Source organism: Halobacillus rhizosphaerae, assembly GCF_046719735.1.
Classification (GTDB): Bacteria; Bacillota; Bacilli; order Bacillales; family Halobacillaceae; genus Halobacillus_B; species Halobacillus_B rhizosphaerae.
Genome location: NZ_JAUTWQ010000014.1, coordinates 87,734 through 102,905, shown reverse-complemented (window position 1 = coordinate 102,905; position 15,172 = coordinate 87,734). Strand labels below are relative to the sequence as shown.

General features: G+C 41.0%; 14 protein-coding genes. 11 read left to right on the top strand and 3 right to left on the bottom strand.

The features are described from left to right. Nucleotides 1-693 precede the first annotated feature (693 nt). On the top strand, nucleotides 694-1,344 hold the full coding sequence (locus Q7A53_RS15305) for a sigma-70 family RNA polymerase sigma factor (protein ID WP_411790055.1): 651 nt from the start codon (nucleotides 694-696) through the stop codon (nucleotides 1,342-1,344). 24 nt (nucleotides 1,345-1,368) lie between these two features. Further along, a complete protein-coding gene (clpP, locus tag Q7A53_RS15300) occupies nucleotides 1,369-1,941 on the top strand; it encodes an ATP-dependent Clp endopeptidase proteolytic subunit ClpP (protein WP_411790054.1) in 573 nt (190 codons plus the stop codon). Between the two features lie 49 nt (nucleotides 1,942-1,990). On the opposite strand, the gene Q7A53_RS15295 is transcribed toward clpP, so the two are convergent. Beyond that, nucleotides 1,991-3,358, bottom strand: coding sequence for a TrkH family potassium uptake protein (locus Q7A53_RS15295; protein ID WP_411790053.1), 1,368 nt, complete (start codon nucleotides 3,356-3,358; stop codon nucleotides 1,991-1,993). A gap of 222 nt (nucleotides 3,359-3,580) precedes the next feature. Between Q7A53_RS15295 and cidR the strand changes: the two genes are divergently transcribed. From cidR to Q7A53_RS15270, 5 genes are all read left to right on the top strand, one after another. Then, nucleotides 3,581-4,462 carry a cidABC operon transcriptional activator CidR gene (cidR, locus tag Q7A53_RS15290; RefSeq protein ID WP_411790052.1) on the top strand — a complete coding sequence of 294 codons (882 nt, stop codon included), beginning with the start codon at nucleotides 3,581-3,583 and terminating at the stop codon, nucleotides 4,460-4,462. Between the two features lie 151 nt (nucleotides 4,463-4,613). Continuing rightward, nucleotides 4,614-5,132 (top strand): DUF6241 domain-containing protein, encoded by a 519-nt coding sequence (locus Q7A53_RS15285; protein WP_411790051.1) that lies wholly within the window; start codon nucleotides 4,614-4,616, stop codon nucleotides 5,130-5,132. A gap of 272 nt (nucleotides 5,133-5,404) precedes the next feature. After that, nucleotides 5,405-5,959, top strand: coding sequence for an acyl-CoA thioesterase (locus Q7A53_RS15280; protein ID WP_411790050.1), 555 nt, complete (start codon nucleotides 5,405-5,407; stop codon nucleotides 5,957-5,959). Continuing rightward, nucleotides 5,934-6,308: a hypothetical protein gene (locus Q7A53_RS15275; protein WP_411790049.1), complete on the top strand. Its 375-nt coding sequence runs from the start codon at nucleotides 5,934-5,936 to the stop codon at nucleotides 6,306-6,308. The genes Q7A53_RS15280 and Q7A53_RS15275 overlap by 26 nt, the downstream gene beginning before the upstream one ends. 259 nt (nucleotides 6,309-6,567) lie before the next feature. After that, nucleotides 6,568-7,461, top strand: coding sequence for an ROK family protein (locus tag Q7A53_RS15270; RefSeq protein WP_411790048.1), 894 nt, complete (start codon nucleotides 6,568-6,570; stop codon nucleotides 7,459-7,461). Between the two features lie 107 nt (nucleotides 7,462-7,568). Here the strand turns inward: Q7A53_RS15270 and Q7A53_RS15265 are convergent, their stop codons facing one another. After that, nucleotides 7,569-9,062, bottom strand: coding sequence for an esterase/lipase family protein (locus Q7A53_RS15265; RefSeq protein ID WP_411790047.1), 1,494 nt, complete (start codon nucleotides 9,060-9,062; stop codon nucleotides 7,569-7,571). 133 nt (nucleotides 9,063-9,195) lie between these two features. On the opposite strand from Q7A53_RS15265, the gene Q7A53_RS15260 reads away from it, so the two are divergent. Beyond that, nucleotides 9,196-9,573: a hypothetical protein gene (locus Q7A53_RS15260; RefSeq protein WP_411790111.1), complete on the top strand. Its 378-nt coding sequence runs from the start codon at nucleotides 9,196-9,198 to the stop codon at nucleotides 9,571-9,573. A gap of 235 nt (nucleotides 9,574-9,808) precedes the next feature. On the opposite strand, the gene Q7A53_RS15255 is transcribed toward Q7A53_RS15260, so the two are convergent. Continuing rightward, the gene (locus Q7A53_RS15255; protein ID WP_411790046.1) at nucleotides 9,809-11,035 is read right to left on the bottom strand and encodes an ROK family transcriptional regulator; all 1,227 of its coding nucleotides are present in this window, start codon (nucleotides 11,033-11,035) and stop codon (nucleotides 9,809-9,811) included. A 344-nt stretch (nucleotides 11,036-11,379) separates the two neighbouring features. On the opposite strand from Q7A53_RS15255, the gene Q7A53_RS15250 reads away from it, so the two are divergent. From Q7A53_RS15250 to Q7A53_RS15240, 3 genes are read left to right on the top strand one after another with little or no spacing between them, the layout of a single operon-like run. Beyond that, nucleotides 11,380-12,537 carry a galactokinase gene (locus tag Q7A53_RS15250; protein ID WP_411790045.1) on the top strand — a complete coding sequence of 386 codons (1,158 nt, stop codon included), beginning with the start codon at nucleotides 11,380-11,382 and terminating at the stop codon, nucleotides 12,535-12,537. Nucleotides 12,538-12,585: 48 nt separating this feature from the next. Beyond that, nucleotides 12,586-14,118 carry a UDP-glucose--hexose-1-phosphate uridylyltransferase gene (galT, locus tag Q7A53_RS15245; RefSeq protein ID WP_411790044.1) on the top strand — a complete coding sequence of 511 codons (1,533 nt, stop codon included), beginning with the start codon at nucleotides 12,586-12,588 and terminating at the stop codon, nucleotides 14,116-14,118. Nucleotides 14,119-14,122: 4 nt separating this feature from the next. Continuing rightward, a complete protein-coding gene (locus tag Q7A53_RS15240; protein ID WP_411790043.1) occupies nucleotides 14,123-15,070 on the top strand; it encodes a DUF5107 domain-containing protein in 948 nt (315 codons plus the stop codon). The last annotated feature ends 102 nt before the right edge of the window (nucleotides 15,071-15,172 follow it).

Genomic DNA, 15,172 nt, shown 5'->3' with positions numbered 1-15,172 from the left:
ATAGCGTGGTTAGAATTGTTTTTGCTGACTTGGATGGGTCCGTACATTTTTCATATGATGGGTGGCGAAGGAAATGACGAGACTCCAGTGGGAGAAGGTGGTAGGCGAGACCCCACAGAGAGTGAAACGAACGAGGAGGCTTGCCGGCGCCCCCACAGGAAAGCGAGTTATTTCCTGCGCCGCCCAACTCTAATTGTTAATAGCGGACCCAAACATCTCTAAATCGAGTCTTCCATAATCCTCCACTGTACTTAAAGACTTGTTACCAAGCAAATTACTTTATCCCTCCCTCCCATGTCTTATCAGAAATACCCCTTAAAAAAAGTGCTAAAATAAAGAGGATAGATTATAATTTTTTACATAAGGGAACAATACAAATAGTTCCTATAAATGGAAGTAAAGGAAGGGAGGGAGGGGTAGTATTGGAAGAACCTAACTTTGCGAAAGGCTGTTTGTGGGGGACGCTCCTGTCTATCCCACTCTGGATTTTAGCTATTCTAGCCTTCTTTAAAATCATAAAGTAACCGCCGTGAAGTGATTATTGCATCGCTTCACGTTTTGTATTCACTTCAGCAGTTTCAGTGAATACTTACTAATAAAGCATGATAAAATGAAAAAAAGTGCCACTGCCCATATCTTTTTCATACATGAATGCGTTAGTTATTATGAGAGGGTGGAAAGGAGTCGAGCAGAATGAATCATTCACGGACCCAAAAGGAGAACAAAGTGACAAAGCTTCCAGATGACTGGTATGAGCAATTGAAAAATTACGGCCGGTTTCTAGCTAAAAACGATTGGGATGGAGAGGATTTAGTACAGGAGGCAGCCACTAAAGCTTATCAGTATTATCCGGAGCACGATATGACAATGGCTCTTCTCAGGAAGATGACTTACCATTTGTGGATAGACACGATCCGAAAGCGTAAGAAGGAAGAGCTTCGGGACTCTCCGCTGCCTCTAGTCTCTAAGGAAAAGCAGTTTAGCTGTGACGACTGGATGGAGTCCATAGAAGAGCTGCTTAGTAAACTGACCCCCAAGCAGGCGGTTATCCTTTTTCTAAAAGAAACGTTTCAATATCAGGCGAAAGAAATAGCTGAAGCTTTAGACACTTCTGAAGAAGCAGTGAAAGCTGGATTGATGAGAGCGAGAAATCGTCTGAGAAAGAAGCACGACGTAGGAATAAAGCTCATCGATCGGGACGTAAATGAAGAGGTGTATGCGCTGTTTTATGAGGCATTAAAACTTAACGATCCCACCCGTCTCCTTCAAGCTTTGCCTGCTTTTGAAGTCTTTGCTGCTAAGACACTTTCCAACACCCCAACCCTCTCCCTCGTGGCTGCTTAAGCCATAGGATAAGGAGGACTCATAATGACGGCAATTCCCTATGTTATTGAACAATCGGCAAATGGAGAACGGTCCTATGACGTTTATTCCAGACTGCTTAAAGACAGGATTGTAATACTAGGTGATGAAATTAATGATCAAACGGCAAATATTATTGTCGCACAGCTGCTCTTCTTATCTGCGAATGATCCTGAGAAAGATATATCTCTTTATATAAACAGCCCAGGAGGTTCTACTTCAGCAGGATTTGCTATTTTTGACACGATGCAGCACATTAAACCAGATGTAAGGACTATTTGTACGGGAATGGCGGCTTCATTTGGGGCGGTTCTATTGCTTGCCGGTGCCAAAGGAAAGCGTTATGCCCTGCCCAATAGTGAGGTGATGATTCATCAGCCTTTAGGTGGAGTGAAGGGTCAGGCGACAGATATTGAGATATCTGCGAAAAGAATTTTGAAACTTAAAGAACATCTAACAAAGATAATTTCGGATAGAACCGGTCAATCTTTGGAAAAGGTTCGCGAGGATATGGAACGGGATTACTTTATGAGCGCTGAAGAAGCAAAAGAATATGGATTGATCGACAAAATTATCTAGGTATGCGAAAGCCCGCGGACTCTCTTAAGAGAATCTGCGGGCTTTGTGACTATCCAATAATAACGGCTTCTTTAGGATAACGGTAATTGTCTTTTGTTACTTTCCCTCGAATAATGAATAAGAAGGAGAAGATCCCAATCCTTCCAATAAACATTAATGCGATAATGATAAGCTTGCCTGCCGTGTGGAGATCAGGTGTGATTCCCATGGACAAACCTGTTGTTCCGAATGCGGAACAAGCCTCAAACGCGACTTGAATCAATGTAAATTGAGGTTCCAGCACATTTAAGAAGATGATCGATATCCCGCAGATAATAATGGCCGTATTAATGACGATAAAGGAGCGGAAGATGTCTTCTGTGTCGATCTCCCGCTTGAAGATTCGTACCCTGCTTTTACCACGGGCATACGCCACTATGCTGATAATCATAATGGCAAAAGTAGTCGTACGGATCCCGCCACCTACACTGCTGGGGGAGGCCCCGATAAACATGAGGACAGAGATAACTAATAAAGTAGGAATAGAGAATTCACTAACATCCATAGTTGCCAGTCCGCCATTTCTCGTAGTGACGGATTGAAATAATGAGTAAAAAAGGGATTCGTGCCATGATTTATCTGCAAAGAAATGCGTTCGGTCAAAAAAGTAAATGGCAATGGCTCCGACGAGTACCAGTGCGCCAAAAGTAGTTGATGTAAGTTTGGTAAATAAGGAAAAGTTAAAGAAATCACCAGGCTTTTTCGTTAAGTAATCCTTCACTTCGATCAGAACTGGAAATCCAATTGCACCCAGTGTAAGAAGCAGCATATTAACAAATTGAACAAAATAATCATGCTCAAACATTACTAAGGAAGAACCGGTAATATCAAATCCGGCGTTCGTAGTCGCACTTACGGAAGCAAACATCCCTTGAACGAATGCCTCGCCAATAGTAGGGAAATATTCCGTAAAGTAAATGCCGAGAACTATAGCCCCCACTACTTCAATCGCAATGACAATAATAAGAATTTGTCTGATTAATCGCACCAGCCCCGAGAACGTTGTCCGGTTCTGATCCGTTTTAATTAATTGCCTTCGCTTTAACCCGATTTTCTTCCCCATCAGCATCCAAATAAAGGTGCCGAGCGTCATGATTCCGATTCCGCCGAACTGAAGAATGAACATAATAACAAAGTAACCCCCTGTATTGAAGGTACTTTCAGTGGGAACGACAGTTAAGCCTGTAACACTTACGGCGCTTACCGCCGTAAAGAGACAATCAATGAAGCTGATCGTCGCTCCATCCGTATGGAGAAATGGCAGGCTGACAAGCAGGGTGGAAATCATTACAGCAGATATGTAAAAAAGTACGATAATTTGAAATGGTGAAAGCCGATCAAACAAATGGCTTAAATTTAATAAGTACGATCGTTTCATACTTTGTGCCCCTTATCCTTGCTTGTGACTTGACTGAGTCTATGTGTTATCAAACATTGCAGTCATCATGGATTTTATAGCTAATTTCTATGGTTGGCAAGAGGGTATAGAGATTTTAATAAGAAAGGATGTAACAAACGGCCCTCAGCTGTTGAAATTTAATGGCTCTTTTCTCTATTATTAAGTATAACCTATTGTAGGAAAAGAGGCAGTTACGATTGTATGGATATTCATCATTTGCAGTATTTTATAGAAGTTTCACGCTTTAACAGCTTTACCCGGGCAGCAGATCATTTATTTGTTACCCAGCCGACGATCAGTAAAATGATTAAGAATTTAGAAACGGAGCTTGGGGTTGAACTATTTGACCGCTCCCATAAGAAATTAGTCCTTACCGATGCAGGGAGAGTCATCTTAGAGCAGGCACAAATTATCGATAAAGCATTTAACAATCTTCAGACCGAGCTAGATGATCTGCTCGGACTGCAAAAGGGACACATCCGTATTGGGCTACCGCCTATTATGGATGCAGCAGAGTTTATTCAAATTCTTGGAGATTTCCACAACGAATATCCTAATATTACCTTTCAGCTAGTAGAAGACGGCGCTAAAAAGATTGAAGAGAATATTAATCAAGAAGAACTGGATGTAGGAATTACTGTATTGCCCACCCAGGAGGAATTTCACTTTTTCTCGTTCATGAAAGAAGAACTGAAGGTAGTACTCCCACCTAACCACCGCTTGGCGAATCGCAAACAAGTGAAGCTGGAAGAGCTTCATGAGGAGCAGTTCATCTTATTTAATAAGGATTTTGTCTTAAACGATCGGATTACGTCTGCCTGTAAAGAAGCAGGTTTCGTTCCTAAAGTGGTATCAGAAAGTTCTCAATGGGATTTCATTGGAAAAATGATTACCGCTAATTTAGGGATTTCCATCTTGCCTTACAGTGTTTCTCAGTTACTAAAAGAAGAAGTGCGAACGGTTAAAGTTGTTAAGCCTACAATTGAATGGGATCTGGCGATTATTTGGCGAAAAGATCAATATCTATCTTACGCTACAAAGGAGTGGCTGAAGTTTACCCAGGATTTACTCACTAGAAAATAATATAAGAGCAGCTCAAGTAAGAAGAGGGAAAAGAGTAGATGGATAGATGATCTGCTTTTTTTTTGGCTAATTTTACCGATTGACTTGAAAATGAGACGAATGGCGTATAACGTATTACTCACAGCTTAAATACTTGAGGAGCGGATTTTACATGAGTTTTAAAAAAACTTTATTAATAGGAGTGCCCGTTGCTCTTTTACTTATGGCAGGTGTAGGAATTGGAGTATTTAAGATAGTCAATGGAGGTATGGCGGGAGATCATCCCAATTATATAGCAGAGGTACCCGTCCAGAAGGAGTCATTGAATGATGTAAAAGTACAGATAGCTGATATTAAAGAAGTTCCCGGCGAAGCTCAGTTTCAAGCGACCATTCATGCAATGAGTCATCAGAAAGTAGAAGCAGATCGCAAGTGGGGAGCAGAAAGGATGACTCAGAAGAAAATTGATCGACTGTTGGGGATTCTGAAAAAAGCGGAGGAAGTCGATGCTTTTAAGCATCCTGATTTATATGAAAATATATTGATCCCTTGGAGTAAAGGAAATTTCTCAAATGCAGTTGAAGCCCACAATGCGATATGGGACCTTCAAGGTGGTTCTATCGGAAAAGCTACCGGGTTGTTATCAGACAAAGAGGAAGAAAACTATATTAAAAAGAATTTTGATGATTAAAGAGAAGGGGGAAATGCTTTCTCTTTTTTTTATGGAAAAAAATAATAAACGGTTATGATGCTCTTTTTTATACCCTTTTTTACATACCCTATTGTCTTTCAATAAGCTATTCCTATGCATGCTGGGAATCTATGTAACCATTTTCATAGATATTGTCTATGATTAACATGATTATTAACTATTTTCAATATTTCAGATCTAGTCGTAAACTGTACTCATAGCAAGCTTTTGAAGCTTATTATTCAGTCAACTAAAGAGAGGATAGATCATAAATGCAAGCAAAAAGTCCAAAAGAAAGTTTAATCGTAAATACTGACCAAGTTATGATCAACGATCTAAATAACTACAACACTTTATTCGGTGGAGTACTTATGAAGAAGCTCGATAATAATGCCACTTTATCCGCACGACGCCATGCCCGGGTGAAAGAATGTGTGACGGCTTCTACGGACTCCATTGATTTTCTTCATCCCATTCAGCAATCAGATTCTGTTTGTGTGGAATCATTTGTATCTTATACAGGAAACCGTTCCATGGAGATCTTCTGCAAAGTAATCGCTGAAGATATGATTACAGGTGAAAGAAGAATGGCGGCTACTGCCTTTTTAACCTTCGTCGCACTGGATGAAGATAAGAGACCCGTCCAGGTTCCAGATATTACTCCCGAATCACAAGAGGAGAAATTCTTATACGAGTCCGGTAAAGAAAGAGCAAAAACACGGCGTGTAAGGAGACAGCACAGTAAAGAACTAACTGAGATCATCGGTCTGGAAAAACCTTGGGAAGAGGAGGGAGCTTACGATGCTGAAAACGTTAGCCAGTCTTAATGAAATCAATCAAGCAAAAGAGGATCTTGATCAATTAAAAAAGGATTATCCCGACCTGTATGACCAGCTTCTGCATGTCGTGAGTTTAACGCGTCAGCTGCAAATTAAATATGGCTTTATGGGTTCTCTGTTAATGGAAGAAGAAATTGCGCCTTATAAACCTGAGTATGTAAAGGAATCGATTCTTTCTCTGTATCAGTCAGAAGTGAAGAAACTAACCTCCCATAAAGATGTTGCTGTAATTAAAGATACGATGAAAAGACATCGAAAAGTTGGGGATCCTAAATTATTTTTGCTGGTCCTCGGCGCAAAACCAGAAATGCTGAAAGGCTCTACTATCTTTAAATAAAAGCAGCTAAGCTGAGGATGGTATTATTTAAAAAAGATTCACTTACCTAAACCTGAACTTTTGTTTTGCAATCGTTCAGGTTTTATTAGTGTTAATATAAATGACGCTTCCTATTTTTATCTTGATTTCACTAGTCAATTGTACGGCATTTTCTTTATCTTATCCTATATTGTCTCTTTACTGTTATGACCGATTTTTAAAACCTGTTAAAATAGTCTATAGAAGCAAGATGCATGGAATTATTAGAGGAGGCAGTAAATTGGGGATTCATATTGGAATTGACTTAGGTGGGACGAATGTCCGAGTGGCTATCATAAATGCACAAGGTGAGATTGAAGAAATTCTGCATGAAACAACAGAAGCAGAAAAAGGATACGAACATACGAAAGAAAAAATGATCCAGATGATTGAAAACATTCGCGGAAATAAATCGATTGATGGAATCGGGATTGGTGCTCCCGGGCCGCTTGATCCGAAAGAGGGTATTATCTTGAGTCCTCCGAATTTACCGGGATGGGATAATATTCACATCACAGATGATTTAGAGGCACACTTTGAAACAAGAGTGCAATTAAATAATGATGCGAACGCTGCCGCTTTGGCAGAGGCGAAATTCGGAAGCGGGAAAGGGTATGAAAGTGTATTTTATATAACCGTAAGTACGGGGATCGGCGGCGGGCTAGTCATTGATGGGACAGTTTTTGATGGCGCTCAAGGTTATACAGGAGAAATCGGAAATATGATTCTAGATCCCCATGGTTATCAGCAAAGTAATCTGAACCGTGGCTCTTTGGAAAGTCATTCAAGCGGCACTGCCATTGGAAAAATTGCTGAGGAGCGCTATCATATAACTGGTGGTGCGGAAGAAGTGTTTCGTTTGGCCACTCAAGGTGATGAACAGGCGGTCATGGTGGTCAATGAAGCCATTGATTATCTGGCAATGGGGCTGGCGAATATCACACACATAGTAAATCCAGCCATTTTTGTTTTGGGAGGCGGAGTTATGAAATCAGAGGATTTAATTTTAACTCCGTTAAAGGAAAAATTGAAATCTTACGTCTATCCAGGACTAGTCCCTGCTATAAATATCACGGTTGCTTCCCTGGGAGGGGAGGGCGGTGTCATTGGTGCAGCACTACTAGCAGAGCAATAGAATCATAGATTTAACAGATAACCCGAACCATGAATGTATCGTGGTTCGGGTTATCGTCATCTACTTGTAGATGACGGCACTTCGGATCTGTTTCAATTTCTCTACAACTATCGTTTATGAAGGATGCGGGCATCATCCAGGTATAGAGTTTTAATCATGGTCCGATTAAATTCATGGTCGGTCAGTGTCCTGCCATGAATATCAATCGTTAAGTTGTAGACCCCTTTTCCATAGTCGGTGATGTTCTTCGCTGCTACTCCCGTTAACTGATAGCTGCTGATTTGGTCAGGAAGACTGACTCCCTTTTTATAAAAATCAACTTTAAGCTTCGCTTGCAGCTGCTTATACATGGAAGGAACCGCGAAGGACCCCTTCGGATGAATGTTTGCATTAAATTGAGTATCAATATGCAAATCAAGCGATTGATTGATCAAGCTATCATAAACTACTGATAATAAATAGTTCTCTTCAGTAGAGCGGGCGGTTAACTTCCATTCTCCAGGAGTGGGTTGCTGAATGGACAGCATATGATGATAAGCCCCTTCAAATGGGGTCACTGAATCCTTATGAACAACGAACTGATCATGTTCCGTTCCATCAGGACTAATTAAGGTTAACGAGCTTGATTCCTGATCGCTCGTCCAGCTGACCACCATGGAATTCACGTCGTCTTCGACTAGAAAATGTTCAGTAGTGGAACCACGATAGTTCCCTCCGTGAAGATACGTATCAGAAATGGAAGAGGGGAGGTTTCCCCCTGCCGCAGCAGTTAAAGGCTGTTTAATTGGATAGGATTCATTGAGAAATGATTCAAATAAGGCGAAGGTGCTGCTTCCTTGTTTTATTTCAAAGTGATTCCAATCCTGAACGGAAATTTCTTTCGCGTAAGAAAGTCTGGAACTGTCGACAGTTACGGCCCCATCATTCACTCCGTAGCTTTTTAAATACAGACCGCCCCAGAATAAGGAAGTCCCAAAGGAACCCCACCCTGTTCCTCCGAAAGTGTAAAAAGGATGATTTAGAATGAGCGGACTACGATCTGTGTCCCGACGATAGTTGCTCATATAGCCTGTTTGAAGGCAGTAGGTCCCAGCATTTTTGTTCCCCAATGATTCTGAAAGCCATCCCGCCCAGCTGCTGTAAGCTAAATCGGCCAAAGGGGAGCCAAGATGAGGAGATGAAAGGGTAATGACTCGTTCTACATAGTCAGACGAATCAAAGTAAACGAGCGCAGTTTGTGTATCAATTCCTCCCTTGCTATGAGCGACGATCACTACGGTCTCTTTGAAGTAATCCGTGATCTCTTTGAGCATTTGAGTAAGAATTTCCCCGTTGTCAAACATATCTTTGTCAGGAAAGACATCAACAAAGACCGTCTGCCAGCCGTGCCTATTAGCCAGTTCATCCATGTCATTGTCCTGAATCCACGTCTTAGAGGAACTGTTTAATCCATGCACAAACACAATCGGAGAAGCATCGGATGCCGGATTTACAGGCGGGTCACCGATATACCATGTTCCAGGTACACCATCAGGGGCTGAAGATCCTAATGGCTCAAGTGATTGCTTCTTATCTTTAGAAACCACAACTCTATGAAACATAAAACGCCCCTCTCTTGAATACAGTTTTAGGTATGTCCACTATCTTAATTTTAGACTATCAAGCTACTATCAGAAAGGGAAAATGTGGTATGGTATCAGCACGAGAGGATTAAGGGGGAAGCAGGTGGTAGAAATGAAAGAAGTTATTATATTATTAGCGGATATTGTAAATGCATTTCATGATTTCCTTATTCAGTTTGCAAGCTCTATGGGATGGGATTTAACAGATAAAGACTTACATTTCTGGGTGATTGGAATTCTGGGAATTATCGGGCTGTTAGTTGTGGAAGTAGTTTTTCATGCATTAGCCAAATGGAGCATTTCCGCCATTTCGTTCTTGTTCACATTATCTATGGTTCTTGTCTTCGTGTTTGCAGTGGAAATTCAACAGAAAATTACCCATAGAGGCAATATGGAATTTCAAGATGCTGCTGTAAGTGTTTTAGGATTTTTAGCATTTGCCTTAGGCTATTTTCTACTAAGAGGTTTTATTAAATTAGCGAAAAGATAGAATTTACATACGGATCTTTTCTCAGAAGTCTCTGTGTATGTCTCAAGATTGGGATAGTATCTTTTTTTCCGTTCCATTATCACCAGTGGAGATAGGGAAATAAACTTATAGCGCATAGCAATCCTGGCTCATGCAGGACAAAAAATCCGAACGATGATGAAATGGTAACGAAAATCTATCATCATCGTTCGGATTTCATAGTGGATAAACTTCTTCTGTAAAAGTATCTTTATGATTAAGAAGAGCCTCCGTTCTCACTAACAAAAAAATCTTCTAAGACCAATACACACGCTCCGATTGCAGAGGCATAGTTTCCGAGTTTAGAAAAAATGATGGACGTGTCTTTAGCTTTAGCTGTCAGGCCCCGTGTTTGAATGGTTTCTTTGATCCCCTTCATTAAGAAGTGGTCCGCATTTGCCACTCCTCCGCCAACTATGATCCTTTTAGGATTAAGCGTATGAATGAGGTTCGTGAGACCGATCCCCAGGTATCTCCCTGTCTGGTTCAGCAGTTCTATACTGAAAGCATCCCCTTCACATGCAGCTTGGTACACAATCTCGCCTTTTACCTTTTCAAAATCCCCGTCCACAAGTTCGTGGATAAGAGATGGTTTGCCTGTTTTTAATTCTTTTTTTGCTCGTTCAGCTATGGATGGGCCGGCAGCGAAAGTCTGCAAGCACCCATAGTTTCCACAAGTACATTTGGGACCTGATAAGTCGATCGTAACATGACCGATTTCCCCGGCAATATTGTGTTCTCCGTGGAAGAGCTGGCCATTGATCATCACCCCTGCTCCAATGCCATTTCCAACGTTTACCCCAACTAAATGGTCAGAATCATTTCCGTTTCCGAACCAATATTCTCCTAAAGTCATGGTACGGGCATCATTTTCCACCTTCACTATCATTTGAAAATCATTTTCTAATTCCTCTTTAATCGGGATGTCATGGAGATGGAAGGAAGGTGCGAATAATGAAATTCCGTTAACAGGGTCAACGATTCCGTGCATCCCGACGCCAATCCCAACAAACTTATCCCTCTTATGACTGCTGGAATTCAGCATAGAATGAATGCCTTCTTTCATCGAATGAATTAATTCCTCTTTACTAGGGTAATCGGGAATTGGAATGACGGTCTCATCCTTTAGGGCACCGTACAAATTTGTCACTACAATATTCATTTTATATCGTCCTACATCAATGCCGAGGATATAGAAGTTGTCCGCATTTATTTCTAATAAAGTAGGCTTTCTTCCACCTTTAGATGCACCTTGAGTCGTTTCTATAACAAATTCTGTATGGATTAGTTCCTTCACAATATTACTGACTGTAGGGGGAGTCAGGCTGGTTTGTTTAGCAATCTCTGCTCTTGAGATGGGGCCTTTTTCGCGAATCATATTTAAAATCATGGATCGATTAATCGATTTCATTAATTGAAAGCTTCCTCGTGTGTATTTCGTCATCGCAGGGTATCCTCCCATCATTTCAACTAGTCTTATCATATCACAACATAATAAATATAATTAAATAAGTTTTAGAAATTCACCATTAAATGCTCGTATTCTTCATCCTATAGAATAAGGAGTCAATTCCAAATCCAACAGGTTATTTTAAATAAAATTCTTAAAGTGAAACACCACACATATTTCTGTAATTTTTAGAAAATTCACTAACAAAGAACGGATGCTTATGTTATTATTAAGTAAATTAAATTAATTAACAAAGTATGGAGGTACTTATTCAAATGGCGAAGGGAGTTATTTGAATTGAGAAACTATAGAATAAGAATAGATATGAGGTGGAATTAATGAAGGAATTGAAACAAGCGTTTATCGAAAAATATGGGGATCATGGAGAATTTAGTACGTTTTTTGCCCCTGGAAGAGTCAACCTTATTGGAGAGCACACCGATTATAATGGCGGTTATGTTTTTCCTTGTGCTTTAAGTGTCGGTACCTATGCGATCATTAGAAAACGTGAAGATAAGCAGATAAATTTGTTTTCTTTAAATTTTAAAGAGGAAGGAATCATTCAAGAGCAGGTAGATGATCCCCATTATAAGAAGCGGAACGGCTGGGCGAATTATCCACTGGGTGTCGTTTCTGTCTTTAGGAATCATGGCTTTAGAATTCCAGTTGGATTTGATGTAGCTTTTTATGGAAATATTCCCAATGGGGCAGGCCTTTCCTCATCCGCCTCTATTGAACTAGTAATGGCTGCTGCTTTAAGAGATTTATATCAATTAGATGTCCCTATGGTCGACATGGTGAAGCTTGCTCAAAGGGCTGAGAACGAATTTGTGGGAGTGAACTGCGGCATAATGGATCAGTTTGCTATTGGAATGGGGAAGAAGGATTATGCCATCCTTTTGAACTGTGAAACGCTTGAATTTCAATATACGCCGTTAGACCTTAGCCGCCATACGTTAATTATCGCTAATACTAATAAGCAGCGCGGTCTGGCGGACTCTAAGTATAACGAGCGTATAGCTGAATGCGACCAGGCTCTGCAGCTTCTCCAACAGCACTTGAATATACATAAACTAGGGGATATAACGGCAGACCAGTTTGAAGACTATAAGTATTTAATAAAGGATCCCGTGGTTCAAAAAAGAGCAAAACATGTAGTATATGAGAATAGAAGAACAGTGAACGCAGTCGATAAACTGAATGCAGGCGACATAGAGAGCTTTGGCCGTTTAATGAACGAATCTCATGTTTCCTTGCGTGATGATTATGAAGTGACAGGAAAAGAATTAGATGCGTTAACAGAAGCTGCTTGGAAGGAAGGAGCCATAGGATCCCGGATGACTGGGGCTGGGTTTGGCGGCTGTACGATCAACATAGTAAATAAACGAGCAGCTGAGGACTTTGTGGAGCATGTGGGCAAGGCTTATAAACAAGAAACAGGATTGGAAGCAGAATTTTACGTGGTTGAAATCGGAGATGGTGCAAAGCGTTTGTAGATCTGGGCTAGAGAGGAATTCATTTTCTAAAAGGAAAGGACGGTAAAGATGAATATATATTTGGAAATCGAACGACTCCTTAGTTATGGCCAGAAGAAGAATATGATTACGGTGTGGGATAGAGACTATGCTCGGAATCGGCTGTTTCAATTATTTGATTTAACAGGCGAGACTCCCCCTTCTCTAGAAATCCAGGAGCTTGGAAATCTATCAACTCCGGGTCCAATTCTTGAACGTATGCTAGACTACGCGGCAGAGAAAGGATTATTAGAAGACAATACGATTACGGATCGCGACTTGTTTGACCCGAAAATAATGGATTGCCTCATGCCTTCTCCGTCACAAGTGATTCAAACCTTTTACCAAACGTATGAAGTGAACGGTCCGGTAGCTGCCACGAACTATTTTTATCAATTATCGAAAGACTCCGAGTATATTAGGACCAGCCGAATCGCGAAAAATCGGCATTGGTTTAGTGAAACAGAGTTTGGAGAGCTTGAAATTACAATTAATCGATCTAAGCCTGAAAAAGATCCCAAAGCTATCGCCGCTGCTAAAGCTAGTTCTGCAGATTATCCTAAATGCCTGCTTTGCAAAGAAAACGTTGGCTATGCAGGGAGACTAGATCACCCTGCCCGTGATAATCACCGCATCATACCCATGGACTTAGCTGGGGAACATTGGTTTCTCCAATACTCTCCCTATGTTTATTACAATGAACATGCTATTGTCTTATCAAGAGAGCATCGTCCAATGGAAATCTCAAAGCAGGGGTTTGAGCGTTTACTTGATTTGGTCCAGCAGCTTCCTCATTATTGTGCAGGATCAAATGCTGATCTTCCAATAGTCGGGGGCTCTATTCTCAGTCACGATCATTTTCAAGCGGGTCATCATGAATTTCCTATGGCCAAAGCGGAGGTTCATGATGAGTTTATCGTAAAAGGATTTGAAGATATAAAAGCGGGGATCGTTAAATGGCCAATGTCAGTGATCAGACTGCAGGGCAAGAACCAGGAGAGCTTGGTTAAATTTGGCGACCTTATCCTGAACACTTGGAGAAACTATAATGATGAGTCGGCCAACATTAAATCAAACTCTAACGGAGAGGCACATAATACGATTACGCCGATTGCACGAAGGCGAGAGGCAAAATTTGAACTTGATCTAGTGCTGCGTAATAATCGGACGAGTGATGAACATCCACTGGGGGTTTTTCATCCCCATGAAGAAGTGCATCATATAAAGAAAGAAAATATTGGGCTAATTGAAGTGATGGGGTTAGCTGTTTTGCCTGGACGGCTTATCGATGAAATGGAAACGATAAGTCACTATATAAGAGAAGGCGAGCTTCATTCGGCAGCTCTTGAGGACGAGGAGGCGGCTAAACACGTCCCCTGGGCAAAGGAGCTGGTAAGGGAGCATGGGTCCTTGTCTGAAGAGGAAGCAGCTCATGCTATTCAGCAGAAAATAGGTCGTACGTTTTCAAAAGTATTAGAGCACGCCGGTGTTTTTAAACGAACGGAACAAGGCAGAGAAGCTTTCCTTCGATTTATTAAACTTGTGAAAGAGAAAGGAATTTGATGAAATGCATACAAATCATTGGAACAAGGATACATTTAAAGGAATTCCTGCTTTAACGATAGAAAATGATTCTATCAGCTGCACCATTCTCCCTTCTTACGGAGGGAAAATGGTGCGTCTGTTTGATAAGAAAGCTCAATATGAATGGCTCTATCAGGCTCCTGGGTTATCACTCGAAATCCCCGAATATGGTGCGGACTTTTCCAAATTTGACTCCAGTGGATTTGATGAAATGTTCCCTGGTATTGATCTAGGTCCTCATCCATCTTCCTGGAAGGAAATCCCGGATCATGGAGAAGTATGGGCCCTGCCCTGGGAATTTTCAGAAGATAACGGAAGACTCCAATTAAATGTAAAAAGTCCTGTTTTTCCTTATACCTTGAGCAAGAATTTGACTCTGGAAGGGGCAAGTGTGCGCATAGAATATCAAGCGGAAAATCACAGCGAAGTGGATTTTCCATTTATATGGACGCCCCACGCTTTGTTGAATATTGATAAAATGACAAGGATCGCTGTTCCTGAACATATGGATCAAGTCATTAATGTAGAACATCAAACCAGACATCTGGGGAAGTGGGGGACTCATCATAATTTTCCAGTAACTACGTCCATGTCTACCAACGATAAATTAGATCTGTCTAAACTAGAACCATTGGATGATGGGACGGTAGAAAAGTTTTATTTTACTGAGCCATTGTCCGAGGGGTGGTGCGGTTTAGTGCAGCCGAATATTGGCAGGAAGCTGACCTACCATTTTCCAAGAGACAAAGTGCCTTATTTAGGAGTTTGGAAAACAAGAGGTGGATACCGAGGAGACTATAACGTAGCTCTAGAACCTTGTACAGGGATGTATGATGACGTGTATGTTGCTGAAAAAATAGGCAGAGGATCGAGAATTCCCGCTAATGGCGTGTATCATTGGGACTTTACGATGGAAATAGAGAAAATTTAAGTATTTTAGAGGAAGTAAAGCAGGAAGACGATGAGTTGTAATTAAGAAGCTGAAGTACCAAAACCCGAACCAAATTTAATGAACGGTTCGGGTTTCTTATAA

Excerpts from the sequence above, each read along its gene's own strand:
- Q7A53_RS15305 (WP_411790055.1), top strand. The coding sequence starts at position 694 with ATGAATCATTCACGGACCCAAAAGGAGAACAAAGTGACAAAGCTTCCA.
- clpP (WP_411790054.1), top strand. The coding sequence starts at position 1,369 with ATGACGGCAATTCCCTATGTTATTGAACAATCGGCAAATGGAGAACGG.
- Q7A53_RS15295 (WP_411790053.1), bottom strand. The coding sequence starts at position 3,358 with ATGAAACGATCGTACTTATTAAATTTAAGCCATTTGTTTGATCGGCTT.
- cidR (WP_411790052.1), top strand. The coding sequence starts at position 3,581 with ATGGATATTCATCATTTGCAGTATTTTATAGAAGTTTCACGCTTTAAC.
- Q7A53_RS15285 (WP_411790051.1), top strand. The coding sequence starts at position 4,614 with ATGAGTTTTAAAAAAACTTTATTAATAGGAGTGCCCGTTGCTCTTTTA.
- Q7A53_RS15280 (WP_411790050.1), top strand. The coding sequence starts at position 5,405 with ATGCAAGCAAAAAGTCCAAAAGAAAGTTTAATCGTAAATACTGACCAA.
- Q7A53_RS15275 (WP_411790049.1), top strand. The coding sequence starts at position 5,934 with ATGCTGAAAACGTTAGCCAGTCTTAATGAAATCAATCAAGCAAAAGAG.
- Q7A53_RS15265 (WP_411790047.1), bottom strand. The coding sequence starts at position 9,062 with ATGTTTCATAGAGTTGTGGTTTCTAAAGATAAGAAGCAATCACTTGAG.
- Q7A53_RS15260 (WP_411790111.1), top strand. The coding sequence starts at position 9,196 with ATGAAAGAAGTTATTATATTATTAGCGGATATTGTAAATGCATTTCAT.
- Q7A53_RS15255 (WP_411790046.1), bottom strand. The coding sequence starts at position 11,035 with ATGACGAAATACACACGAGGAAGCTTTCAATTAATGAAATCGATTAAT.
- Q7A53_RS15250 (WP_411790045.1), top strand. The coding sequence starts at position 11,380 with ATGAAGGAATTGAAACAAGCGTTTATCGAAAAATATGGGGATCATGGA.
- galT (WP_411790044.1), top strand. The coding sequence starts at position 12,586 with ATGAATATATATTTGGAAATCGAACGACTCCTTAGTTATGGCCAGAAG.
- Q7A53_RS15240 (WP_411790043.1), top strand. The coding sequence starts at position 14,123 with ATGCATACAAATCATTGGAACAAGGATACATTTAAAGGAATTCCTGCT.